Origin of the sequence: Halobacillus sp. KGW1, from assembly GCF_001592845.1 — a bacterium.
Taxonomy (GTDB): domain Bacteria; phylum Bacillota; class Bacilli; order Bacillales; family Halobacillaceae; genus Halobacillus.
The window spans coordinates 103,953-127,823 of record NZ_LSOC01000003.1; the positions used below are offsets into that span (position 1 = coordinate 103,953).

At 45.3% G+C, this 23,871-nt stretch carries 25 protein-coding genes, 1 tRNA gene and 1 other RNA gene; 9 read left to right on the forward strand and 18 right to left on the reverse strand.

The window, feature by feature from the left end; genetic code table 11:
• Positions 1-42: 42 nt before the first annotated feature.
• Together ssrA and smpB are read right to left on the reverse strand one after the other, a co-directional pair.
• Positions 43-403: a transfer-messenger RNA gene (gene ssrA, locus AXG56_RS09560) on the reverse strand.
• Positions 404-498: 95 nt separating this feature from the next.
• Entirely contained in the window at positions 499-963 is a 465-nt protein-coding gene (smpB, locus tag AXG56_RS09565) for an SsrA-binding protein SmpB (protein ID WP_008634122.1), read from the reverse strand.
• Between the two features lie 155 nt (positions 964-1,118).
• On the opposite strand from smpB, the gene AXG56_RS09570 reads away from it, so the two are divergent.
• Complete coding sequence (locus AXG56_RS09570) at positions 1,119-2,003, forward strand: GNAT family N-acetyltransferase (protein WP_026578243.1); 885 nt, start codon at positions 1,119-1,121, stop codon at positions 2,001-2,003.
• Positions 2,004-2,070: 67 nt separating this feature from the next.
• Entirely contained in the window at positions 2,071-2,490 is a 420-nt protein-coding gene (locus AXG56_RS09575; RefSeq protein ID WP_008634118.1) for a hypothetical protein, read from the forward strand.
• Positions 2,491-2,524: 34 nt separating this feature from the next.
• Here AXG56_RS09575 and rnr read toward each other — a convergent pair whose 3' ends face one another.
• The 3 genes from rnr to secG all read right to left on the reverse strand — a co-directional run bounded on the left by rnr (position 2,525) and on the right by secG (position 6,025).
• Positions 2,525-4,816, reverse strand: a complete 2,292-nt coding sequence (gene rnr / locus AXG56_RS09580) for a ribonuclease R (protein ID WP_008634116.1) — start codon at positions 4,814-4,816, stop codon at positions 2,525-2,527.
• A 42-nt stretch (positions 4,817-4,858) separates the two neighbouring features.
• On the reverse strand, positions 4,859-5,602 hold the full coding sequence (locus AXG56_RS09585) for a carboxylesterase (protein ID WP_008634114.1): 744 nt from the start codon (positions 5,600-5,602) through the stop codon (positions 4,859-4,861).
• 189 nt (positions 5,603-5,791) lie between these two features.
• A complete protein-coding gene (secG, locus tag AXG56_RS09590; RefSeq protein WP_008634112.1) occupies positions 5,792-6,025 on the reverse strand; it encodes a preprotein translocase subunit SecG in 234 nt (77 codons plus the stop codon).
• A gap of 238 nt (positions 6,026-6,263) precedes the next feature.
• On the opposite strand from secG, the gene AXG56_RS09595 reads away from it, so the two are divergent.
• The 6 genes from AXG56_RS09595 (at position 6,264) to ytzI (ending at position 12,129) form a co-directional block, all read left to right on the forward strand.
• Positions 6,264-7,013 (forward strand): DeoR/GlpR family DNA-binding transcription regulator, encoded by a 750-nt coding sequence (locus AXG56_RS09595; RefSeq protein WP_008634110.1) that lies wholly within the window; start codon positions 6,264-6,266, stop codon positions 7,011-7,013.
• Positions 7,010-7,924, forward strand: coding sequence for a 1-phosphofructokinase (pfkB, locus tag AXG56_RS09600; protein WP_008634109.1), 915 nt, complete (start codon positions 7,010-7,012; stop codon positions 7,922-7,924). Before AXG56_RS09595 ends, pfkB begins: the two co-directional genes overlap by 4 nt.
• Before the next feature lie 13 nt (positions 7,925-7,937).
• Entirely contained in the window at positions 7,938-9,833 is a 1,896-nt protein-coding gene (locus AXG56_RS09605; protein WP_008634108.1) for a PTS fructose transporter subunit IIABC, read from the forward strand.
• Positions 9,834-9,888: 55 nt separating this feature from the next.
• On the forward strand, positions 9,889-10,155 hold the full coding sequence (locus AXG56_RS09610) for a phosphocarrier protein HPr (RefSeq protein ID WP_008634107.1): 267 nt from the start codon (positions 9,889-9,891) through the stop codon (positions 10,153-10,155).
• A gap of 4 nt (positions 10,156-10,159) precedes the next feature.
• On the forward strand, positions 10,160-11,875 hold the full coding sequence (gene ptsP, locus AXG56_RS09615) for a phosphoenolpyruvate--protein phosphotransferase (protein ID WP_008634106.1): 1,716 nt from the start codon (positions 10,160-10,162) through the stop codon (positions 11,873-11,875).
• 89 nt (positions 11,876-11,964) lie between these two features.
• On the forward strand, positions 11,965-12,129 hold the full coding sequence (ytzI, locus tag AXG56_RS19150; RefSeq protein ID WP_008634105.1) for a YtzI protein: 165 nt from the start codon (positions 11,965-11,967) through the stop codon (positions 12,127-12,129).
• Between the two features lie 139 nt (positions 12,130-12,268).
• Here the strand turns inward: ytzI and AXG56_RS09620 are convergent, their stop codons facing one another.
• The 11 genes from AXG56_RS09620 to AXG56_RS09670 form a co-directional block, all read right to left on the reverse strand.
• A complete protein-coding gene (locus AXG56_RS09620; RefSeq protein WP_008634104.1) occupies positions 12,269-12,847 on the reverse strand; it encodes a nitroreductase in 579 nt (192 codons plus the stop codon).
• 8 nt (positions 12,848-12,855) lie between these two features.
• Entirely contained in the window at positions 12,856-13,440 is a 585-nt protein-coding gene (locus AXG56_RS09625) for a YdcF family protein (RefSeq protein WP_008634103.1), read from the reverse strand.
• 90 nt (positions 13,441-13,530) lie between these two features.
• Complete coding sequence (gene eno / locus AXG56_RS09630; RefSeq protein WP_008634102.1) at positions 13,531-14,817, reverse strand: phosphopyruvate hydratase; 1,287 nt, start codon at positions 14,815-14,817, stop codon at positions 13,531-13,533.
• An 18-nt stretch (positions 14,818-14,835) separates the two neighbouring features.
• Positions 14,836-16,371, reverse strand: coding sequence for a 2,3-bisphosphoglycerate-independent phosphoglycerate mutase (gpmI, locus tag AXG56_RS09635; protein WP_008634101.1), 1,536 nt, complete (start codon positions 16,369-16,371; stop codon positions 14,836-14,838).
• A complete protein-coding gene (gene tpiA / locus AXG56_RS09640; protein ID WP_008634100.1) occupies positions 16,364-17,125 on the reverse strand; it encodes a triose-phosphate isomerase in 762 nt (253 codons plus the stop codon). Before tpiA ends, gpmI begins: the two co-directional genes overlap by 8 nt.
• A gap of 20 nt (positions 17,126-17,145) precedes the next feature.
• Positions 17,146-18,327: a phosphoglycerate kinase gene (gene pgk / locus AXG56_RS09645; RefSeq protein ID WP_008634099.1), complete on the reverse strand. Its 1,182-nt coding sequence runs from the start codon at positions 18,325-18,327 to the stop codon at positions 17,146-17,148.
• 172 nt (positions 18,328-18,499) lie between these two features.
• The gene (gene gap, locus AXG56_RS09650) at positions 18,500-19,507 is read right to left on the reverse strand and encodes a type I glyceraldehyde-3-phosphate dehydrogenase (RefSeq protein WP_062514217.1); all 1,008 of its coding nucleotides are present in this window, start codon (positions 19,505-19,507) and stop codon (positions 18,500-18,502) included.
• Positions 19,508-19,543: 36 nt separating this feature from the next.
• Positions 19,544-20,572, reverse strand: a complete 1,029-nt coding sequence (locus tag AXG56_RS09655; RefSeq protein ID WP_062514219.1) for a sugar-binding transcriptional regulator — start codon at positions 20,570-20,572, stop codon at positions 19,544-19,546.
• A gap of 152 nt (positions 20,573-20,724) precedes the next feature.
• A complete protein-coding gene (locus AXG56_RS09660; protein ID WP_062514221.1) occupies positions 20,725-20,946 on the reverse strand; it encodes a glutaredoxin family protein in 222 nt (73 codons plus the stop codon).
• 33 nt (positions 20,947-20,979) lie between these two features.
• Positions 20,980-21,204: a hypothetical protein gene (locus AXG56_RS09665; protein WP_008634094.1), complete on the reverse strand. Its 225-nt coding sequence runs from the start codon at positions 21,202-21,204 to the stop codon at positions 20,980-20,982.
• A gap of 281 nt (positions 21,205-21,485) precedes the next feature.
• Positions 21,486-21,561: transfer RNA gene (locus tag AXG56_RS09670), tRNA-Arg, on the reverse strand.
• 278 nt (positions 21,562-21,839) lie between these two features.
• Here AXG56_RS09670 and clpP point away from each other — a divergent pair.
• Positions 21,840-22,430, forward strand: a complete 591-nt coding sequence (clpP, locus tag AXG56_RS09675) for an ATP-dependent Clp endopeptidase proteolytic subunit ClpP (RefSeq protein ID WP_008634093.1) — start codon at positions 21,840-21,842, stop codon at positions 22,428-22,430.
• A 95-nt stretch (positions 22,431-22,525) separates the two neighbouring features.
• Here clpP and AXG56_RS09680 read toward each other — a convergent pair whose 3' ends face one another.
• Positions 22,526-22,777: an HPr family phosphocarrier protein gene (locus tag AXG56_RS09680; RefSeq protein WP_008634092.1), complete on the reverse strand. Its 252-nt coding sequence runs from the start codon at positions 22,775-22,777 to the stop codon at positions 22,526-22,528.
• Between the two features lie 130 nt (positions 22,778-22,907).
• Positions 22,908-23,864, reverse strand: coding sequence for a DNA-binding protein WhiA (whiA, locus tag AXG56_RS09685; RefSeq protein WP_008634091.1), 957 nt, complete (start codon positions 23,862-23,864; stop codon positions 22,908-22,910).
• Between the last annotated feature and the right edge of the window lie 7 nt (positions 23,865-23,871).

Sequence of the window (23,871 nt, forward strand, 5' to 3'; positions counted from 1 at the left end):
TTTCTGTTTTTTAAGCATAAAAAAACCACCAATAGTATGTATTGGTGGAGACGGTGGGAGTCGAACCCACGTCCGGAGATATCGGCACTCGGGCTTCTACGGGCGTAGTTGATATATTATCATTCACTACCTCTTCGGCCTATCAACAGGCTTCCGAGGAGCTAGCCTGATTAGTCTCTTCGTCTCTCCTCAGGCGGTGGAGAAACGCGTAGCCCACTTCAGTTTGAGACCCTTCATCCAGCACATGGGCGATGCCGGGAAGGATCAGCTATAGACTACTTACGCAGCTACAGCTAGGTTTTGTTTAGATTCGCCAGTTATTATAGGCAAATGACGGTTTACGAGACGTCGCTCGACTCGCGACCCGAGCTCGACCTATCCCCGTCGAATCCGTAACGTCCCCGTTAGGATTAAAAGGGAGTACAGTCAAGCTGTATCCAATGTCATATTGACGACAAATATTATTATAACAGAAACATTTATTTTTTCAACCCGGAGCTACCGCAGGCTGTCTTTCATGGCGCGGTCAATTTCCCGCTTCTGCTGTTTCTGCTTCAAGTCTTCCCGTTTGTCATATTTCTTCTTCCCTTTACCGAGTCCAATTAAAACCTTCGCTACCCCGTTTTTTATATAGACTTTGAGCGGTACGACCGAATACCCTTTCTGCTGGGTCTGACCAATAAGCTGGTTGATTTCTTTTCGGTGCAGAAGCAGTTTACGCGCCCGAGTCGGGTCGTGATTGAAGATGTTCCCCTGTTCATAAGGCGAAATATGCATGTTATGGAGAAACACTTCCCCTTTATTAATCCGGGCGAAGCTGTCTTTCAAATTTAGGCGTCCATTACGGATCGACTTGATCTCCGTGCCCTGAAGGACAATGCCCGCTTCAAACGTCTCTTCTATATGGTAATCATGACGTGCTTTTTTATTTTGTGCTAATGTCTTTCCGTTTCCCTTAGGCATAAGCTTTCCTCCTCTTTCGCGTACCTTCTATTGTACCAAATGTACCCGTTGTTTCCAATTCCAAACGAACGTCGCAATTATCTGATTTATTAGAATAGACTTCTTTAAACGGCATATGAGAAGATGGATGTATATATAGAAAAGGAGAACAAGCGATGGCTGATATAAGGCGCTTAACACGAAACGACTATGATGTCTTTAAGCGAATGGATACAGGAATAGAAGATGATTACGTGCTGCGTATCTTTCCACGTTTAGTGGAATCGGATAGCGAGTACTTGTACGGGATGTTTGAAGACGATGCCCTCCTTTCCATCTGCGGCATCAGTCTATATGGCAAGGGACGTTATGCGATGCTGGGGCGGCTGCGGAGTGACCGACGGCACCAAGGAAAGGGCTGCTCCACCAACCTGCTTTCCCGCGTTATTGAAGATTTTCAAATAAATGAGAATATCCGTTGGTTCGGAGGGCACACACAAATAAACAACAAAGCAGCGAGAAGAGTATTTTCCAAACTCGGTTTTCACGGTGAATCGGTTACTCATGCCGTCATTCTTAAGAAACCAGAGCACTTGAAAGGGCACACACCAGGGCCTGTCTGGGAGGAAGTCACCGATCCCTCTCATAAACGCAGCCTTCTGATGCAGTACGCTTCAAAGGTTTTCCCTTATGAATGCTACTATCCCCTTCCCTACGACGAGGTATTCTTTACAGATGCTTACATGAAAGCTTCCTCTTTCTACATAAACAAAGCAGAGGATCGTTTTATGATCATTAGAAATGATGTAAAAGGTGAAGCATATGCCCATGTGAAATACAGTTGGGATGATGCTTTTCATCAACCCGGTTTTTATGAAACCGTGCTGGAGTACTGGAAGAAGAACAGCGAAAATGATGGGTGCTGGTTTGACTTTACCGAAGCAGGCTTCCAAACCATCCCAAACACGACTGCCTTTGAATTTCAGGACCCTTGGATCCTGTACGGACAATGGAAGCGGAACCATCTTGACTTTTTAATGAAATCAACCTGTAAGTATTGACACGAGTGGGTTTAGTCTTTAAAATCCTGATGGTGAAACTTCTTCTCCAGAAAGGATAAATGATAAAATGAACTTTATTCAAGCCGTACAGCTGTTGGACGAAGGTAATGCATTACGACGTACTTCATGGACAAGTGCTGGATATATAACAAAAGACGAACAAGGAACGATAAGCTTCTTCGATCACAATGAACCGGCTATCTATCAACTCTCCACGACAGACGCTCTCGCAGACGACTGGGAGCAGGTAGAAAAAGACCGCTGGACGATCGTTTCCGTTTCTCACGATCGTGAACTGATGCAGGGCAGACTGTTCGTTTCCTACCAAATCTGCGCAGAACACAACGGCGAGGTTTTGAACAATCATTTGATCGACGAGCAGGAGCTGCCTCAATGGGCGCGCTATGTCGATGTAGACCTAAAGACCTCTGCCCGTCACCTCAACGAAAAAGACATCGAGAACGTACAGAACAAACTCAGTGCCTAAACAAAAAAGCCGTCCGCAATGGACGGCTTTTTTGTTATTTTTTCTTTTTCTTGCTTCCTTTTTTAGGAACGCCTTTATTTCTATAAAATGGTTTGTTTCCTTTTTGCTTGTTTTTCTTCTTATCTTTCTTCCGTTCCGGTCCTTTGGATTTAATCTGCTTTGGACGCTCCGGACGGGGACGCTGTTTACGGGGCTTCATACCGTCAATTTCGAAATCCACAACCCGTTCATCAAGATTTACATTCGTCACACGGATGGTGACTTCATCTCCAATACGGAAGACGTTCCCGGTCCTTTCTCCAATCATAGCGAACTGGTTTTCGTGGAAGGAATAGTAATCATCTGTTAAAGTACTAACATGAACAAGGCCCTCCACTGTATTCGGTAATTCAACGAACATACCGAAACTGGTGATGGAACTGATGACACCTTCAAACTCTTCCCCGATTTTATCCTGCATGAATTCCGCTTTTTTCAAATCATCTGTTTCCCGTTCGGCATCAACTGCCGCCCGTTCCATTTCGGACGAATGGCGGGCGATCTCCGGCATTTGATCTTTCCAATGCTTACGCGTCTTATAATCCAGCTTATCTTCTACAAGGTAAGTGCGGATCAGGCGATGCACAATTAAGTCCGGGTAACGGCGGATCGGAGATGTAAAGTGCGTATAGAAATCCGTTGCAAGACCGAAGTGTCCAAGGCTCTGCGGATCATACTTAGCCTGCTGCATGGATCTGAGCATCAGTTTTGATATGATCATGTCTTCCTGCGTCCCTTTGACTTCTTCCAACACTTTCTGCAGCGCCTGCGGGTGAACACTCTCGGCAGAGCCTTTCACGACATAGCCCAGGTTTGCTACAAATTCAAAGAACTTTTGCAGTTTCTCTTCATCCGGGTCCTGGTGAATCCGGTGAATGAAAGGGACCTCCATCCAGTGGAAGTGCTCCGCAACGGTTTCGTTGGCTGCAAGCATGAATTCTTCAATCAAACGCTCTGCCACCGACCGTTCCCGAAGCTTGACATCGACTGCTTTTCCTTCTTCGTCCACAACGACGCCGGCTTCTTTGAAATCGAAATCGATAGCTCCGCGTCCCATGCGTTTTCCGCGCAGCGTGCTGGCCAGTCTTTCCATTTCCCGGAACATCGGTACAAGGCTCTCATATTTCTTAATGAGTTCCTCATCCTCATCTTCAAGAATGCTGTTTACATCTTTATATGTCATTCGTTCATTTGTCTTGATCACACTTTGGAAAATTTCATGTTGGACTACTTCACCGCTGCTGTCGATTTCCATCTCGCAGGACAACGTCAACCTGTCCACCTGAGGATTCAGAGAGCAGATTCCATTCGATAACCGGTGAGGAATCATAGGAATAACCCGATCCACCAAATACACACTGGTCGCGCGTTCCCTCGCTTCTTTATCAATAGGAGATCCGTCTTTGACATAATAGGAAACATCTGCGATATGAACACCGAGTTTGAAATGGCCGTTATCCAGTTTCTTCACTGTAACCGCGTCATCCAAGTCCTTCGCATCCGCCCCGTCAATCGTAACGATCGTTTCATCACGAAGATCCCGACGGTTCTTAATTTCATCTTCACTGATTGTCTCCGGTGTATCCGCTGCCTGCTGCAGCACTTCTTCCGGAAAGTCCACCTTAATTCCGTGCTTATATATAATGGAAATGATATCGATACCCGGGTCATTTTTGTGACCAAGTATTTCAACAATTTCACCTTCCGCACTCATACGCCCTTCAGGGAATTTGGTGATATTGACGATGACTTTATGGCCGTCCACCGCACCATTCGTCTGTCCCTTCGGAATGAAAATATCATTAGGGATACGTTTATCATCCGCAATGACAAAACCGAAATTGCGGCTGGATTCATAGGTCCCCACCACGCGGGTTGTCGCTCTTTCAAGAATTCTGATAACCGCACCTTCCGGCCTTGTTCCATCTTCCTTCCGCTTCTCAATTCGAACAAGTACTTTGTCATTGTTCATGGAAGAATTCAAATCGGAATGATGGATGTACACATCATCTTTGTCTTCCTCATCAGGAATGAGGAATGCGAAACCTTTGGCATGCATTTGGATTCGGCCACGGATCAAATTCATCTTCTCCGGTAGACCGAAGCGGTTTTTCCTAGTACGAACGAGCTCCCCTTCCTCTTCAAGACTGTTCAGCGTCTTCATTAATTCCTTAAATGAATCAGCCCCATCAAGTTCCAATGCATCCTGCAATTCTTCGACGGATAATGGTTTGGAAATATGCTCCTGGAATAAATCTAATATCTTCTGCTTTAATTCTGAACTCAATTTGTCTTACCTCCTTTTAAATGAAGGACAAGACTCCGGTGTTTATGACCAATCCAATGATTCAAGGAATTCAAGTATATCTTCGTGAAGCTGTTCCTTTTCCTTATCCATCGTAATGACATGCCCGGAGTTTTTGTACCATTTAATATCTTTTTGATCTGCTTCCACCTGCTCATAGATGTAGTCAGCACTATCTGTGTTGATCATGTCATCCTGTGCAGCCTGGACAACGAAAGTCGGTGTGTAGATTTGGTCGACTTCATCGTGTACGCTTGTGATAAAAGCGCCAAGTTGTTTGAACATTTCAGACGATTCATCGAGCAGCTCAGCTACCTCTTTATCAATCGTTTCTTTATCTTTGCCTTCCAGTTGTTTGTACTGTCTTGCTTTGAATTCAAATCCTTGTGTGAGCTGTTTTTCGTTATCGAAGAACATCGGTGCACACATCGTAACAAGACCTTTAATCGGTTCGGAATAAGCGGTTTTCAATCCGAGCACACCGCCTAGGGAAAGACCAGCGACTGCAATCTTCTCGTAACCGGAATCCCTTAGATGGTTTAAGGAATCCTGTACATCCTTCCACCAATCCTCCGGTCTTGCATCGATCAAAGCTTCCAGTTCACGGCCGTGCCCTCTGTAAATGGGCGCATGAGCCGTATATCCGTTCTTTTGAAGGAATCGTCCCAGCATTCTCACATCGGCAGAATGCCCCGTGAATCCATGTAGTAATAATACCGCACGTTCTCCTCCTTCAAACGTAAATGGCTGAGGTTGTTTGATTTTCATATGTCATTCTCTCCTTACCTTCATCATTGTCCTAATTACGCAATTTCATTCTCTTACACAATCGTTTCTATTTTATCAAATGCAAGAAGAAGTGGCATTTCCTTTCCATGCATGCAGATCATGGAAGCAGGGGAATAAATAGAAAAACCGCGCTTAAAATAGGCGCGGTCTTATGTGCATCATTTTGTTTTACCCGAGAATATATGTCGCCAAGAAAGCGAAAACGAAGAACAGAACTCCTGTCACGATAGTTGCTCTGTGAAGGACTGCATCAATCCCTCTTGCTTTTTGCTTACCGAACAGCTGTTCCGCTCCGCCGGAAATAGCTCCGGACAGCCCGGCACTCTTTCCTGACTGCAGAAGAACCAGAATGATCAAAATAACCGTATCAATCGTCAATAAAGTAATCGCAAGTGTTTCCATAATATCCAACACCTCCCGGAAGACGTACAAATAACTAGTTTAAATGTAGCATAAACACCTTGTTCCAGCAAGATAATTATCCATTCCACTCTAAAATTTTTTGTAGGTTTTTCGCGTATTTTGACGAATTTCGTGTATAATGTTGAAAGTTATTGATTGTTTTTGATTATTTTTGGTTGCTTTATGTAAGTGCTTACTTTATTATGGTTGTAGGAATCATCGGAGAGGAGGATCGTGCATGCTCACGCCAGATCGTCACCAACTCATCCTGAAAGCAGTCAAAAACAATCACACAGCTAAGATACAACAACTGGTCGATGCTACGGGTGCTTCTGAATCAACGATCCGTCGTGACTTAGATCATTTGGAAAAGGAAGGGTTGCTGAGACGCGTCCACGGCGGTGCCTCCCTGAAGAGCTCTGCGAATACGGAACCGACGATGCGCGAGAAAGCTACCAAGTTTCACAAAGAAAAAACTCACATAGCAAAATTTGCCGCATCCCTTGTACAGGACGGAGATTGCATATTTCTTGATGCGGGTTCCACAACATTCGAAATGATTCCGTACCTTAAGCAAAACGACATCACTGTTGTAACGAACGGTCTATCCCATCTGGATGCCCTCAATGACCATCAGATAGCGACATACGTCTTAGGTGGAAGGGTCAAACACCGGACCGGCGCAGTCATAGGAGCCGGCGCTTTGGATAACTTGAAGCAGTATCGCTTTGATATCTGTTTCATGGGAGCGAACGGCGTCACCCTGGAGGACGGTTTTACGACACCGGATCCTGAAGAAGCTGTTATCAAACAAACGACGATCCGTTTTTCGCGGAAGCGTTATGTATTGATTGATCACTCGAAATTCGGGGAAGTCAGCTTCACTAAGATTTCCGATCTATCGGATGCTGAAATTGTGACAGACTATGATGGAGAAGACTTGAAAGAATATCAAAGCAAAACGAACATAAAGGTTGTGACTACATGATTTATACTTGTACATTGAATCCTTCCATTGATTACATTATGCATGTAGATGGATTCGAAGCCGGTGAATTGAACCGCGCAGAACGGACCTTCTACTACCCGGGCGGAAAAGGAATCAACGTGTCCCGCGTCATGGGCAGACTCGGTGTCGAAACAAAAGCACTCGGGTTCCTCGGCGGGTTCACGGGAGCGTTTGTAAAAGAAGCTCTTGAAGCGGAAAATGTATCCCACGACTTCATCGACACGAAGCAGAACACGCGTGTCAATGTTAAGTTGAAGAGCCAGGGTGAGTCTGAAATTAACGGTCCAGGACCTGAAATCTCAGAAATATTACAGGAAACCCTCCTTACACAAATCCGCAGTATGGATGAGAACGATACGCTTGTGCTTGCAGGAAGTGTCCCTTCCTCCCTGCCATCTGATTTCTACGTAACCGTTGTAGGTATCTGCGCAGAGAACGGAACGAAAGTAGTAGCCGATACTTCAGGAAAAGCACTCGAACAGCTGATCGGCCTTCCTTTATTCCTGCTGAAACCCAATCACCATGAACTTGGAGAGTTATTTGATGTAACGATAGACTCCAAAGAACTCGCAGCGGAGTATGGGAAGAAACTTTTGGACAAAGGTGTGGAGCACGTCATTGTATCAATGGGCGGCGAGGGCGCCGTTTATGTAGGAAAAGAGAGCGTTCGTTACGCCAATGTTCCGAAAGGTGTATTGAAGAATTCAGTAGGAGCCGGCGATTCTGTCGTATCCGGTTTTCTATCTGCCCTTCACCACGGCAAGCCGGAAGAGGAAGCATTCCGCTACGGCGTAGCTTCCGGAAGTGCTACAGCCTTCCAGGATGACCTTTGTCAGCAGGAAGACGTGGAGAAATTACTGCCAGAAATTAAATTAACTACTATTAAATAAGGAGTGTAACCATATGAAAATCACAGATCTTTTGACAAAAGACACCATTTTGTTGAACATGTCTGCCGCTTCTAAGCCGGAAGCGATCGATGAACTTGTCGGTAAGCTTGATACCGCAGGAAAATTGAATGACCGCGCTGCATTCAAACAGGCCATCGAAGCTCGGGAAGAACAAAGCACAACAGGAATCGGTGACGGAATTGCTATTCCTCACGCCAAAACAGCTGCTGTAAAAAATCCAGCGATCGCTTTTGGACGTTCCACAGAAGGATTGGATTACGAGTCACTGGACGGACAGCCGACAAACTTGTTCTTCATGATTGCGGCTTCTGAAGGTGCAAACAACGCTCACCTGGAAACGCTGTCCCGCCTTTCTTCCTTCTTGATGGACACGAATTTCCGCGAGAAGCTGGAAGCAGCAGAGACGGATGAAGACGTTCTCGCTGCTATTAACGCTAAAGAAGCGGAAGAAGAAGGCGAAGAAGAAACAGGAGACGGCGCATCCGGTAAAGTCCTTGCAGTCACTGCATGCCCAACAGGTATCGCTCACACGTACATGGCGGCTGATAAGTTGAAAGCAACAGCTAAAGACATGGGTGTCCAGATCAAAGTACAGACTAACGGGTCCAGCGGTGTAAAAAACCGTCTGACAGCAGAAGATATTGAAGAAGCAGACGCTATCATCGTAGCAGCTGATGTCAATGTGGATATGTCAGGATTCGCCGGCAAGCCGGTCATTCAAGTACCTGTTGCCAAAGCAATCCACGAAGCGAAAGAACTTATTCAGAAAGCAGTAGATAAAGACGCACCGATCTATCAAGGCGGAGGCGAGAAGCAAGACAGCGGCTCTGATGCTAAAGGACGTTCCGGATTCTACAAGCACCTGATGAACGGTGTATCCAACATGCTTCCATTTGTTGTCGGAGGCGGAATTCTGATCGCTATTTCTTTCTTCTGGGGAATTAACTCCGCAGATCCGGCCAGCGGCGAATACAACCGCTTCGCAGAAATGCTGAACATCATTGGCGGCGCAAACGCATTCTTCCTGCTCGTTCCTGTCCTTGCCGGTTTCATCGCATCCAGTATTGCTGATAAACCAGGTTTCGCCCCAGGTATGATCGGTGGTTTGATTGCCGTTACTCAAACAGTTGAAGGTGCTGGAAACGGTTCTGGTTTCTTAGGCGGATTAATCGCCGGTTTCCTAGCCGGTTATTTGACACTCCTTGTGAAGAAAATGCTTGAAGGCCTGCCAGCTGTTATGGACGGATTGAAGACGGTTCTTCTATATCCTCTTTTTGCGATTTTCCTTACAGGAATGATTATGTTACTCATCAACCCTGCTCTAACAAGTGTATACACATGGCTCTTTGATTTACTTGACAGCATGAGCGGTTCCAACCTTGCCCTTCTCGGGTTAATTGTCGGCGGTATGATGGCTGTAGATATGGGTGGTCCCGTAAACAAAGCGGCTTACACGTTCGGTATCGCAGCTCTTGAGGCTGGAAACTACACGTTCATCGCAGCAGCGATGGCAGGTGGAATGGTTCCACCACTGGCTATGGCTCTTGCCACAACGCTGTTCAAAAATAAATTTACGAAAGAAGAACGCGAAACTGGAAAAGCAGCCTATCCACTCGGCGCATTCTTCATTACCGAAGGTGCGATTCCGTTTGCAGCAGCGGACCCGGCGCGTGTTATCCCGTCCATGGTGGCTGGTAGCGCCCTCGCCGGAATGTTGACAATGTTGTTCGGCATCGACCTACAGGCACCACACGGCGGAATTATTGTAGCTCCGTTGGTGGCAGGTGGAATAACGCAAATTCTGCTTTACCTGGTGGCAATTATTGCCGGATCGATTCTTGGCGCAATTATTGTAGGATTGTTGAAAAAAGACCTAAGAAAAGCTTAAAATGATAAAGTTAGGGTATTTTCATCATTAACACTAATTCTTAGGAGGAATTATCATGGTAGAAAAAACTTTTAAAATTACATCTGCTGACGGTGTACACGCTCGTCCAGCCACTGTTCTTGTTCAGAATGCTGGTAAATACGAGTCTGATATCAACTTACATTACAAAGAGAAGGCCGTGAACCTGAAATCCATCATGGGAATCATGAGCCTTGGCATCCCTGCCGGCGCAGAAGTGAAGATTACTGCAGAAGGCAACGATGAACAAGAAGCAATCGATCATTTAGAAAACACTATGAAGAATGAAGGCTTGGGGGAATAACAGCATGACACAGCTTCAAGGTATTGCAGCTTCCAGCGGCATCGCCATAGCGAAAGTATATCGTCTGGAAGCTCCAGACCTTTCGTTCACGAAAAACGATATTGAACAACCAGAAGAAGAAGTAAAACGCCTGCATGAGGCTTTGAACACTTCTAAATCAGAATTGGAGAAAATCAAGGAACATACGAAGAAATCACTTGGTGACGAACATGCAGAAATCTTTTCTGCTCACCTTTTGGTCCTTAGTGATCCGGAGTTGATCCAGCCTGTAGAAGATAAAATCAAGAGTGATAATGTAAATGCTGAGTTTGCCTTATCTGAAACGGCGGATATGTTTATCAACATGTTTGAAAGCATGGATAACGAGTACATGCGCGAACGTGCTGCTGATATCCGCGACGTTACAAAACGTGTTATGGCCCACCTTCTGGGTGTGACCTTCCCGGATCCAGCATTGATCAACGAAGAAGTAGTCATCGTTGCCGATGATCTTACTCCTTCTGATACAGCTCAATTAAACAAACAGTACGTTAAAGGGTTTACTACAGACATCGGAGGACGTACATCCCACTCCGCTATCATGGCCCGCTCGCTTGAAATCCCTGCGGTCGTAGGTACGAAGAACATCACTTCCCAGGCTGATAAAGATACGATGATCATCGTTGACGGTATCAGCGGAGATGTCATCATCGATCCTTCTGACGAGCAGATTGCAGCGTACAAACAGAAGCAGGATGATTTCGAGAAGCAGAAACAGGAATGGGCGAAGCTTAAAGATGAGCCGACCATCACTTCTGAAGGGGAGCACGTGGAGCTTGTTGCCAACATCGGTACTCCGGAAGACGTAGAAGGAGTTTTGAACAACGGCGGTGAAGGTGTCGGTCTGTATCGTACAGAATTCCTATACATGGGCAAAAGCCAGCTTCCAACAGAAGAAGAGCAATACGATGCGTATTCCTCCGTTCTGAAGCAAATGGGAGACAAACCAGTTGTTGTCCGGACGCTTGACATCGGCGGCGACAAAGAATTGGACTATTTGGAACTTCCACATGAAATGAACCCGTTCCTCGGCTATCGTGCTATCCGTCTCTGCCTTGAGCGCGACGATATTTTCCGTGTGCAGCTGAGAGCACTACTTCGTGCGAGCGTTCACGGGAACCTTAAAATCATGTTCCCAATGATTGCTACGCTGGACGAGTTCCGTCAGGCAAAAGCTCTTCTTGAAGAAGAGAAAGCCAACTTGGTGAAGGAAGGTCAGGAAGTATCGGATGACATTGAAGTCGGTATGATGGTTGAGATCCCTGCTACGGCGGTCATCGCTCGTCAGTTCGCTAAAGAAGTCGACTTCTTCAGTATCGGTACAAATGACCTTATTCAATACACGATGGCTGCTGACCGTATGAACGAACGAGTATCCTACTTGTATCAACCATACAACCCTGCCATCCTGAACCTTATCAATAACGTGATTGAAGCTGCTCACGCCGAAGGCAAATGGGCCGGCATGTGTGGAGAGATGGCGGGAGACGAAATCGCTATCCCTATCCTGCTTGGACTCGGCTTGGACGAATTCAGTATGAGCGCCACATCCATTCTTCCTGCACGTACACAAATCAAAGATCTATCCAAGAAAGAGCTTGCTTCCTTCAAGGATCAGATTCTTTCTATGGGTACTGCAGAAGAAGTCGTTGATTTCATTAAAGAAAAGACACAGAAATAAAACTGGTATAACTAATTGCTTTGTGGGACAATAAGTGTGTGCTGATGCAAGTCTCAGTACGTCGAATCTGACGAAAGAGATGTGTTTCCATGACATTGACGATTCTCTTAATCGTGTGCATCGGTATTGTACTACTGATAGCCGCTATGTTTGGTTTTGCTGTCTCTAAAGGCTATGACTATAAACACACCGTCGATCCTTTGCCCGCAGAGGATCTCCATGAAGACAAACACAAAAAAGCTGACGCCCCTTAAGCGTCAGCTTTTTTTCTTTATTAGAGACCTTCTATGATCTTTCTGCCTATTACAAACCCCAAACCCTGCCACGCAACGAAAACGCTTCTAACCATGGTCTTTGTCGCTTATAATGCCCACGTCGGGTTCACTCTGTTTATTATCGATCGATAATACTCAACTTCTTACCTATCTCCGTCCGCAGCTTCGGCTTAGGAACTCTCGCCGGATACCCCATCTGCAACACAGACACGAGACGGTGAATGTGCGGATCCAATCCGATATCACGGACGAACTCCGAATCGTACAAATAAGGATTCGTCGTCCACAGAACACCCACTCCAGATTCCCAGGCGAGAAGCTGAACATTTTGGATATAGGCGCATACCGCAGCATAATCTTCATCGTATTTCCTCTTATCCGGGTCCTTCTCCATATAAATAAGGGCATGATGAGGAATGCGCAATAAGAAATCACGGATACCTTCTCTCACTTTTGTTTGACGGTCTTCTTTGTATCCCGAGAAGAAGCCCTGCCTCTCATAGCTGCGGAGCACATTGTCCGCATACATTTTCACCCCCGCCCCCTGGTACATATAAATATTCCAAGGCTCCTTCATATGGTGGGTGGGAGCCCAGGAAGCTTTTGTGAAAATTCCCTCTAATACTCCTTCGGGAACCAACTCCTGTTTATACTCATGAACGGATCTTCGCCCGAGAATCGCATCTTCCAGCTCCATAAGTCACCTCACACAATTAAAATCTTCGTTACCTGCTGGCCCATCGAGTACCCCCACTCCTTCAGGAAAAAGGGTACTTTCGTTTCCAACGTCTCATAAGCACTATATTTCGTCGGGACGCCTCGTACGTTCATTCCCTGGTTCTTCGCCATCCCTACCGCACGCTTGAGGTGGAATTGATCACTGACGAGAATATACGTGTGAATCCCTTTTTGTTCGGCTACCTCTTTTGCATTCGTCAAATTCTCTTCCGTCACCATGGAACGATCCTCATAAAGAATATGCTCTTCCGGGACCCCATGCTCCATCGCATAGGCCTTACCAGTCTCCCCTTCCGAAGAAGCTGCGTTTTCACTTCTACCACCTGTCAAGACGAGGTAGTCCACTTTCCCGTCCTTATACAGTTCAATCCCCTGTTTCAGTCTTCCTTCAAAGACAGGGCTTGGTTTTCCATTCCATTGAGCGGCTCCGAGGACGATGGCTGCATCTGCTTTTTGAACAGGCTCCTCTTCTCCATAGGTCCACACAGAATATGCGGTATAAATACTGTATATAAAGACAATTAAACATACGAATTTGGCTACTCGTTTCATACATTCGTTCTCCTACTCCTGATAATCTTTTCCTATCATATCATAGAAAAAAGCCCCTCTGAATAATCAGAGAGGCTCAATTTGAAAAAATTATTTATTCAGGTTGTAGAACGCTTTTTCACCTGCATAGTTAGCTGTTCCAAGCAACTGATCTTCAATACGAAGAAGCTGGTTGTATTTAGCTACACGGTCTGTACGGGACGGTGCACCAGTCTTAATTTGACCAGCGTTCGTCGCAACTGCGATGTCAGCAATAGTAGCGTCTTCTGTTTCACCGGAGCGGTGGGAGATGACTGCTGTGTAACCTGCACGTTTAGCCATTTCGATCGCTTCGAATGTTTCTGTAAGCGTACCAATTTGGTTAACTTTAATCAGGATAGAGTTGCCAACGCCTTCTTCAATCGCACGGCTTAGTTTAGCTGTGTTTGTAACGAACAAGTCGTCACCAACAAGCTGTACGCGGTCGCCGATACGGTCTGTAAGAAGCTTCGTACCTTCCCAGTCGTTCTCATCAAGACCGTCTTCAATTGATACGATCGGGTACTTGTTAACAAGCTCTTCGTACCAGTCAACCATTTCTTCAGAAGTACGTACGACACCTTCACCTTTAAGGTTATATTTGCCGTCTTCATAGATTTCAGAAGATGCTACGTCCATAGCAAGCTTAACTTCTGCATCCGGCTTGTAGCCTGCTGCTTCAATTGCTTCAATAATAGTAGATAGTGCTTCTTCGTTGGATTGAAGGTTTGGAGCGAATCCGCCTTCGTCACCAACACCAGTGTTGTAGCCTTTGTTCTTAAGAACTGTCTTAAGGGAGTGGAAAATTTCCGCACCCATACGTAGAGCTTCTTTGAAAGTAGGAGCGCCCACAGGCATGATCATGAATTCTTGGATATCTACGTTGTTATCCGCGTGCTCTCCACCGTTTAGGATGTTCATCATCGGTGTTGGAAGAGTAGAAGCAGTGAATCCTCCAAGATATTTGTAAAGTGGAAGACCTACAACATCTGCAGCCGCGTGTGCAACAGCCATGGAAACACCAAGAATTGCATTCGCACCAAGGTTTCCTTTGTTTTCTGTACCATCAAGTTCTCTCATCATTTGGTCGATAAGGACTTGTTGTGTAACGTCCATTCCAAGAAGTTTTGGAGCAATTGTTTCATTTACGTTGGCAACTGCTTTTTCAACACCTTTACCAAGGTAGCGTTCTTTGTCACCGTCACGAAGTTCAACTGCTTCATATTCACCAGTTGAAGCTCCACTTGGTACAAGTGCTGTACCGAAAGCTCCGGATTCTGTATAAACTTCTACTTCTACAGTTGGGTTACCACGAGAGTCAAGGACTTCGCGTGCATATACGTCAGTAATGTATGGCATATAAATTCTCTCCCTTAATTATTTGATTAATGATTTTCCTGTCATTTCTTCTGGTTGCTCGACATCCAATAGTTCAAGAAGCGTCGGTGAAAGATCGCCCAGAATTCCGCCTTCGCGAAGTTCTACGCCTTCTTTCGTTACGATTACAGGAACCGGGTTCGTCGTGTGTGCCGTCATCGCATCACCGTCCAAGGTCGTCACCTCGTCGGAATTACCATGATCGGCCGTGATGATCGCATGGCCGCCTTTTTCAAGGATTTTGTCTACGATTTTACCTAGACATTCATCGACAGCTTCTATCGCTTTGACTGTCGGCTCAAGCATGCCGGAGTGACCAACCATATCCGGGTTGGCAAAGTTGAGGATGATAGCATTATGCTTATCCGCATCCAATTCACCCAGTAGAGCATCCGTTACTTCGTAGGCGCTCATTTCCGGTTTAAGGTCGTATGTCGCCACTTTCGGAGAATCGATGAGGATGCGCTCTTCCCCTTCAAATTCCTGCTCGCGGCCACCGCTCATGAAGAACGTTACGTGCGGGTATTTCTCCGTTTCCGCAATACGCAGCTGCTTCATATCATTAGATGCAAGTACTTCTCCGACCGTATTCTTCAGATTGTTCGGAGGAAAAGCAACTTTACTGTTCACTTGATCGCTGTATTGAGTCATTCCTACGAAGTGAAGATTCTTAGGAGCTTCTTCTCCACGATCGTAGTCACTGAAATCATCGTTGGCGAACGCCTTGGAAAGCTGGATCGCACGGTCAGGACGGAAGTTGAAGAATACAACACTTTCTTCATCTTCTACCGTTCCGAGCGGTTGTCCGTTTTCATCAGTCAGAACGACCGGCTCAACGAATTCATCGTACACGTTTTCTGCGTAGGAATCATCCATCGCTTTAATTGGATCCTGATACTTAGATCCTTCTCCATAAGCGATGGCGTCATAAGCCTTCTTCACACGTTCCCAGCGATTGTCACGGTCCATCGCAAAATAACGACCGGAAAGCGTCGCAATTTGACCAATACCAATTTCTTTCATCGCTTCCTGTGCCTGCTTGATGTACGTTTTCGCTGACTGCTGTCCTACGTCACGACCATCTAGGAATGCGTGGATAAATACTTTCTCCAGCCCTTCCTGTTTAGCAAGCTTTAATGTTGCAATCATATGATCGATATGACTGTGAATTCCACCGTCGGAAAGCAGACCGAAAATGTGAAGCGCTTTGCCGTTTTCTTTTGCATGGCGAACGGCGTTCAGCAATACTTCATTTTCAAAGAAATCTCCTTCACGGATGGAAAGATTGATTCTTGTCAAGCTTTGGTAGACCACCCGGCCTGCACCAATATTTAAGTGACCCACTTCTGAGTTACCCATTTGACCTTCCGGAAGCCCAACCGCTTCTCCACTAGCCGTAAGCTGGGAGTGGGGGTAATTGTTCCAGTACCGATCAAAATTTGGTGTGTTCGCCTGTTTGACGGCATTCCCCTTCTCTTCCTCGCGGATAGCGAAGCCGTCAAGGATGATCAAGGCAGCAAGGTTTTGATTACTCATGCTTACCTGCCTCCACTAATTTCAAGAAAGAATCCGCTTCTAAGCTGGCACCGCCGACAAGTGCGCCGTCGATATCAGACTGGGATAGAAGTTCCTCTACGTTAGCAGGCTTCACGCTTCCACCGTACTGGATACGTACAGCTTCTGCAGCTTCTGTGTTAACAAATTCGCTGACAACTTTACGAATGTATGTGCATACTTCATTTGCCTGCTCGGAAGTAGCTGTACGACCGGTACCGATCGCCCAGATAGGCTCGTAAGCAATGATGGATTCTGCACACTGTTCATTTGTAAGACCGTCCAACGCTTTCTTCACTTGCGTTTCAACAACGTCCATTGTCTGGTCCGCTTCACGCTGTTCAAGGGATTCCCCTACACAGATGATTGGAGTCAAACCGTGCTTGAATGCCGCATGGACTTTCTTGTTTACTTCTTCGTCTGTTTCTTTGAAGATCTCGCGACGCTCGGAGTGACCAAGTACGACATGGGACACGCCAAGTTCTTTCAGCATAACCGGACTAACTTCCCCAGTGAATGCTCCGTTTTCTTCAAAGTGCATATTCTGTGCACCGATTTTCAGGCTTGTACCTTCCGTCTCTTCTACCAGTTTCTGTAGAAAAGGGAACGGAGCACAAACGATGGATTCCACTTGCTCGGAAGAAGGAACCTCATTTTTTGTCGTCTGAACAAAATCAGCCGCTTCACGGTGATTCTTATTCATTTTCCAGTTACCTGCAATGACTTGTTTACGCATAATGATTCACCTCTCCTTTATTATTTATCGTTCAATAGAGCGACGCCTGGAAGTTCTTTACCTTCCATGAATTCAAGAGAAGCACCGCCGCCTGTGGATACGTGATCCATGGCGTCTGCAAATCCGAATTTCTCGACAGCCGCCGCAGAGTCGCCTCCACCAATGACTGTATATCCTTCCGTTTCAGAAAGAGCGTTGGCTACAGCTTTCGTACCGTTAGCGAAAGATTCAATTTCAAATACGCCCATTGGTCCGTTCCAAATTACAAGTTTGGAATCCTTGATGACTTTAGCGTATTTCTCTCTCGTTTTCGGTCCGATATCAAGCGCTTCCCAATCAGCAGGAATGCTGTCGATCGCAACTTCTTTTTTATTGGCAGAATCAGAGAAGTCGTCGGCTACGACAACATCTTCAGGCATATAGAAGTTCACGCCTTTTTCTTCTGCTTTCTTCATGTATTCCTTCGCCAGATCGATTTTATCTTCTTCCAACAGGGATTTACCAATTTCGTGGCCAAGAGACTTCACGAATGTATAAGCAAGTCCTCCACCGATAATCAGATTATCGACTTTGTCTAGCAGATTATCGATCACACCAATTTTGTCTTTAACTTTCGCGCCGCCGACAATTGCCGTGAACGGACGCTCCGGATCTGATAGAGCTTTACCGAGTACATTGATCTCTTTCTCCATCAAGAAGCCAGCTACAGCAGGAACATGCTCGGCAATACCAGCTGTAGAAGCATGTGCACGGTGAGCTGCACCGAAGGCATCATTCACATAGAGGTCAGCCAAATCTGCGAATGCTTTCGCCAAATCTGCGTCATTCTTCTCTTCACCAGGGTGGAAACGGACGTTTTCGATTAGGACGATGTCGCCGTTTGCCATGTCAGACACAGCTTTGTTCACTTCGTCTCCTACTACTTCGTCTGTCTTCGTAACCGTCTGCCCCAGCAGATCGCTTAGACGCTTCGCAACAGGATCAAGACGCAGGTCTTCTACTACTTCTCCCTTAGGACGTCCAAGGTGACTTGCAAGAACGACTTTCGCTCCGTTGCCAGTCAGGTGTTTGATGGTAGGAAGGGCAGCTTTAATTCTAGTGTCATCTGTCACTTCTCCATCAGCCATAGGTACGTTGAAGTCCACACGGCAGAAAACCGTCTTCCCTTGTACTTCTACGTCGCGGATTGTTTGCTTGTTCATAGAATGACAACCTCCTTAGAGTTGTGTTTGATGTCCCCTTATGTACGTTTCCACATCTTCCTGATATGGAAACGCCGTCTGAACGGGAACCAATAAAACATGGATAAAGGAGGAGGACATGAGACCCCCTCCTTTCCATTTTTTTATAGTATTTTCAAATCAGGCTTTCGGCTTACAGGCCTTGATTTTTAAGGTAAACAGCTAGGTCTACACAACGGTTGGAGTATCCAGTTTCGTTATCATACCAAGATACAACTTTAACCATGTTGTTTTCAAGGATAAGAGTAGATAGACCATCTACTACAGAAGAGTGAGTGTTGCCATTGTAGTCAGTAGATACAAGTGGCTCGTCGCTGTATCCAAGGATACCTTTAAGTTTGCCTTCTGCTTCTGCTTTAAGCGCTTCGTTAACTTCTTCAGCAGTAACGTCTTTGTCAAGCTCCGCAACCAAGTCTACGATAGATACGTTCGCAGTCGGTACACGCATAGCCATACCGCTAAGTTTACCATCAAGGTGTGGAAGAACTTTAGCAACTGCTTGAGCAGCACCTGTTGTTGTAGGAATGATGTTTTCCGCTGCTGCACGCGCACGACGGTAATCCTTGTGTGGAAGGTCAAGGATCTGCTGGTCATTTGTGTAAGAGTGAACAGTTGTCATCATACCGCGTTTAAGACCGAATTTCTCGTCAAGTACCTTAGCATATGGAGCAAGGCAGTTAGTCGTACAAGAAGCGTTAGAGATTACATGGTGAGAATCTTTGTCGTATTTGTCTTCGTTAACTCCCATTACGACTGTAAGGTCTTCCCCTTTAGCTGGAGCAGAGATGATAACTTTCTTCGCGCCTGCATCCAAGTGTTTCTTAGCATCTTCACGTTGAGTGAAACGGCCGGTAGATTCAATTACGATATCTACACCGTGATCTCCCCAACCAAGTTGCGCAGGATCTTTTTCAGAAAGTACTTTAATTTCTTTACCACCAACGATAAGGTTGTCACCGTTTGTAGATACTTCCTGATCCAACTTACCATGTACAGTATCGTACTGTAGAAGGTGTGCAAGCATGTTAGCGTCTGTAAGGTCGTTTACTGCAACTACCTTAACGTCGTTGTTTTTCAACGCAGCGCGGAATACGTTACGTCCAATACGTCCAAAACCGTTAATACCAATTCTTACTGTCATGCAAAATTCCTCCTTGATGATTAAAAAATCATTTATTTAAAGGGATAAACCCCTTATTAACTCTTGTGCAGCCCCTTCATCCGTGATGAGGACATTACTTTGTCCGGGCTGGAAATAAGATGCGATCGCCTGGGCTTTGGAACGGCCGCCTGCGACAGCGATGACGTGCTCTGCATCCTTCAGATCTTCTAATTGAAGGCCGACGGTGCGGACTTTATGAACAACTTCCCCACTTCTATTGAAGTAATATCCGAAAGCTTCCCCGACAGCATGGTTCTCTTTAATGAGCTCCAGCTGTTCCCGGGATGTTTTCCGTCGTTCAGCCATCGTCAGGGCGTCTCCTACTCCGTGGATGACGATATCCGCATGGCGGATGATTTCAAGCACTTCTTTAATGGAAGGCTCTTTTTTTATCGTCATATAGGATTCTTCACTAAGTGGATCGGGTACATAAAGAAGACGATAGTCTCCTTTTGCTTTTTTGGCCATTTCAGCACAGATCGTATTGGCCTGATTCTCCACTCTCTCCCCAAGACCGCCGCGGGCAGGCACATACAGGCACTGGTCGGCTCCACGGTATGAACGCATCATTTGTGCGACAGCGGCCATCGTGGATCCACCTGTAATGGCGATTGCTTGATTCGGGACAATATGCCTTTTCAAATATTCGGTACACGCTTTTCCCATCTCTTGTTTAACCCAAGGGAGCTCATCGCTGTCTCCAGGAACAACAACAGCATAATCTAGGTTTAATTTATCCTTAAGCTGCTGTTCTAAAACCTTTATTCCCGTGACCTCTTTAATAAACTCGGCTAGCTGCTCAAGAATGTTCTGCCCTTCATATGTCAAATGCATACCTCTGGACGTAATCTCGACGGCGCCTTGTTTATTAAGAAAATCAACCTCACTTCGAACGGTACGCTCAGCGAGTGCTATGTTCTCCGCCAACGCCCTCCGCCCGACTGGCTGCATGATCTGAATGTAGTACAACAACTGATAACGCCGCTGCATAACGTCCAGAACGTCGGGGAATAATTTCTTCTGTAAGTCGATGAACGCTCTCATGGAAAAAGCTCCTTCTTTGAAATAATACCAACCGGGATAATTTATGTCCCAGCCAGTCATATTCTGTCCCGCTTGGAGCAAAAAAATATCTTATTACAGGTTTAATATTAACAGTCGCTCCGGCTAATCGCAAGCAGAATACGACACGTTTTTTATTGTAAACGCTTTTCCAACTGGAAATAGTCTATGCTTCTATAATCCAATGTCTCGCCTGAGATATCGACCACCGGTATTTCAAGTATATATTTCTCCAATAGATCTGGATTATCCTCAATATTTACTTCCAATACATGTGCATCGAACAGTTCGATCAACTGTTTTACCTCTTCACACAATTTACAACCCGGCTTGCTGTACAAGACTACCTCCTTCATATGAACACCCCTTTCCTTACAAAAAAGGCACGCTTATGAAGCGTGCCCGGTCTTATCGTAAAAACCATTGTCGATTTTCATTTTCCTCTTTTTCAGAAAGTCCGTTAACTCTTCGCCTACATAATTCTCGGGTGTACGTTTCAGCGACTCATAATTGAAGGACAGCTTCCGCTGACGCTGCATGTCGAACACGTGGATCCGTCTGTCTTCAGATATTTCCTCAGTCGACAACATTTTGTAACGGATTAGGTTTGTCATATATACCCCTTTTCTATTCCAAAGCGAAAAGTATCTCATCTATTATATAAATTCTAACATACTCCGACCCTTTAAGGAACTACATTACGATAGCAAAACCAAATAAATGTTCGTATCGTATTTGTGCGTATTTTGTATAACTTTAATCTAAAGAACATCTTTGTAACCGCAGTTCATCCTTCGAAAATCATTATATTTATATAATAACAGATACGCACAAAATAAAAACCCCGATCTTCTCAATGAATGATCGGGGTTTTTATCACATTATGTATTTTCAGCGCGCCTGAGAGGATTCGAACCCCCGACTGACGTAGAACCGGAATCTACCGCTCTATCCAACTGAGCTACAGGCGCATTAGCGACATGCAAAATCTATTATAAGGTTATTCTTAAAAAAACGCAACCTTTTCCACTACATTCCTGAAATCTTATTTATCAAGGAGGGAAATAAAGAGGAAAGGCAGAAAAATTATTCAATTACGACGTGCGACGTTTAGTAAGGAAATTTAAGGGTATGATGGTAGAAGGAAAATCGAGAAAAAGGTCGATCGTTTTTGTTTGACCTTCATTGACCTTAATTGTATGATTAATGTATTCCATCATATTGACTTGATGATAAGGAGGAATTTGAAATGAATCTAGTCCCAACAGTTATTGAACAGACAAACCGTGGAGAGCGTGCTTACGACATTTACTCCCGCTTACTTAAAGACCGTATCATCATGCTCGGCAGCCCGATCGATGATAATATCGCGAACTCTGTCGTTTCCCAGCTGCTATTCCTTGCCGCTGATGATCCGGAGAAAGATATCTCTCTATACATTAACTCTCCGGGTGGATCTATTACCGCAGGTATGGCCATCTATGATACGATGCAGTTCATCAAGCCTGATGTATCCACCATCTGTACAGGTATGGCAGCGTCTATGGGTGCGTTCCTCCTTAATGCAGGAGAACCCGGCAAACGTTACGCACTTCCTAACAGTGAAGTAATGATCCACCAGCCGCTTGGAGGTACGCAAGGACAAGCGACGGACATCGAGATTCACGCGAAACGAATTATTAAAATGCGTGAAAAATTAAACCAAATCCTTTCCGAGCGTACAGGTCAGCCGATTGAAGTAATCGAGCGCGACACAGACCGCGACAACTTTATGTCCGCACATGAAGCGGTAGAGTATGGTTTGATTGATAAGGTTATGACAAAAGTTACAGACAAATAACTCCAAAAAATCCTCTCCGGCGGTCAGCCGAAGAGGATTTTTTATTTTTTTGAAATCGATACCTGCTTTGCGCTCATTCTTTCACAAGAATGTCGTCAATTCTTCACGAATGCTGTCAGACGCTCTATCGCTTCCTGTTCATCTGTACCGTCAGCAATCAATTTGATTTCCTCGTCTGTTCCGACAGCAAGACTCATTAATCCCATAATGCTTTTCGCATTTACACGCTTCTCCGCCTTTTCTATAAACACATCAGCAGAAAACTTGTTGGCTTCCTGGACAAACTGCGCGGCCGGTCTTGCCTGAAGCCCTGTGTCCAATTCAATTTTCACTTGTTTCTCAATCATCACTCACGCTCCTCTCTATAAATACCGCTCCGTTGTAAGCGGATTCAGTCCGGTGTAAAAAAGAACGCTTTCCAAAATTATGAAAGCGTTGGATTACCTAATATTATAGCACGGATTTGTTAAGCTTACATCAGTTTCTTGAGTTTTCTGCAACTTCTCCTCTGCGTACCTTTTCAGCAAACTCGTCTATTTTCCGTAAACGATGATTGATTCCTGATTTACTGATGGCACCACCTGAGACATACTCGCCCAGTTCTTTCAAGGAAACTTCCTGATATTGAAGCCGAAGCATAGCTATCTCCTGGAGTTTATCCGGAAGAGCTTCTAAACCAACCGTACGTTTTATGAACTTGATGTTCTCTACCTGACGGAACGCTGCACCGATCGTTTTATTCAAATTCGCCGTTTCGCAGTTGACGAGACGGTTCACCGAGTTTCGCATATCGCGTACAATACGTACGTCTTCGAATTTGAATAAAGCCTGGTGTGCTCCGATGTTACTAATCAATTCTGTAATTTTATCTGCTTCTTTCAAATACGTGATATAGCCCTTTTTTCTGCTCAGAGTGCGTGCATGAAGACCGAAACTGTTCATCAACGTACACAACGCTTCGTTGTGTTCCTCATCGGATGAGTAAATCTCTAAGTGATAGGAAGATGTCTCTGGATTGTTAACAGATCCCCCTGCAAGAAATGCGCCTCTCAAGTATGCACGTTTACAGCAGGTTTCTTGCAAATACTTCTCGGGAATTTCAGGATTTATCGACAGCGGCCCCTTTAATATTTCCAAGTCCTCCAGAACGATTTTCGCATTCTCCGTCAGCCTGACAATATAGACATTATTCTTTTTCAAACGCATTTTTTTCCTAACAAGCAGTTCTACCGGGTAGGGATAGAGCTTCTTGATGAGCGTATAGATTCTCCTCGCAATAGCCGCATTTTCCGTTTGGACATCGAGGATATATTCTCGATTTGAGAAGGAAAACGTCCCGTTCATTCTCACTAAAGCCGCCAATTCTGATTCCATGCAATGTGTATCCGACTCTACATTGGTCAATTCTTTCTTAATTTCTGATGCAAATGACATGATGTCC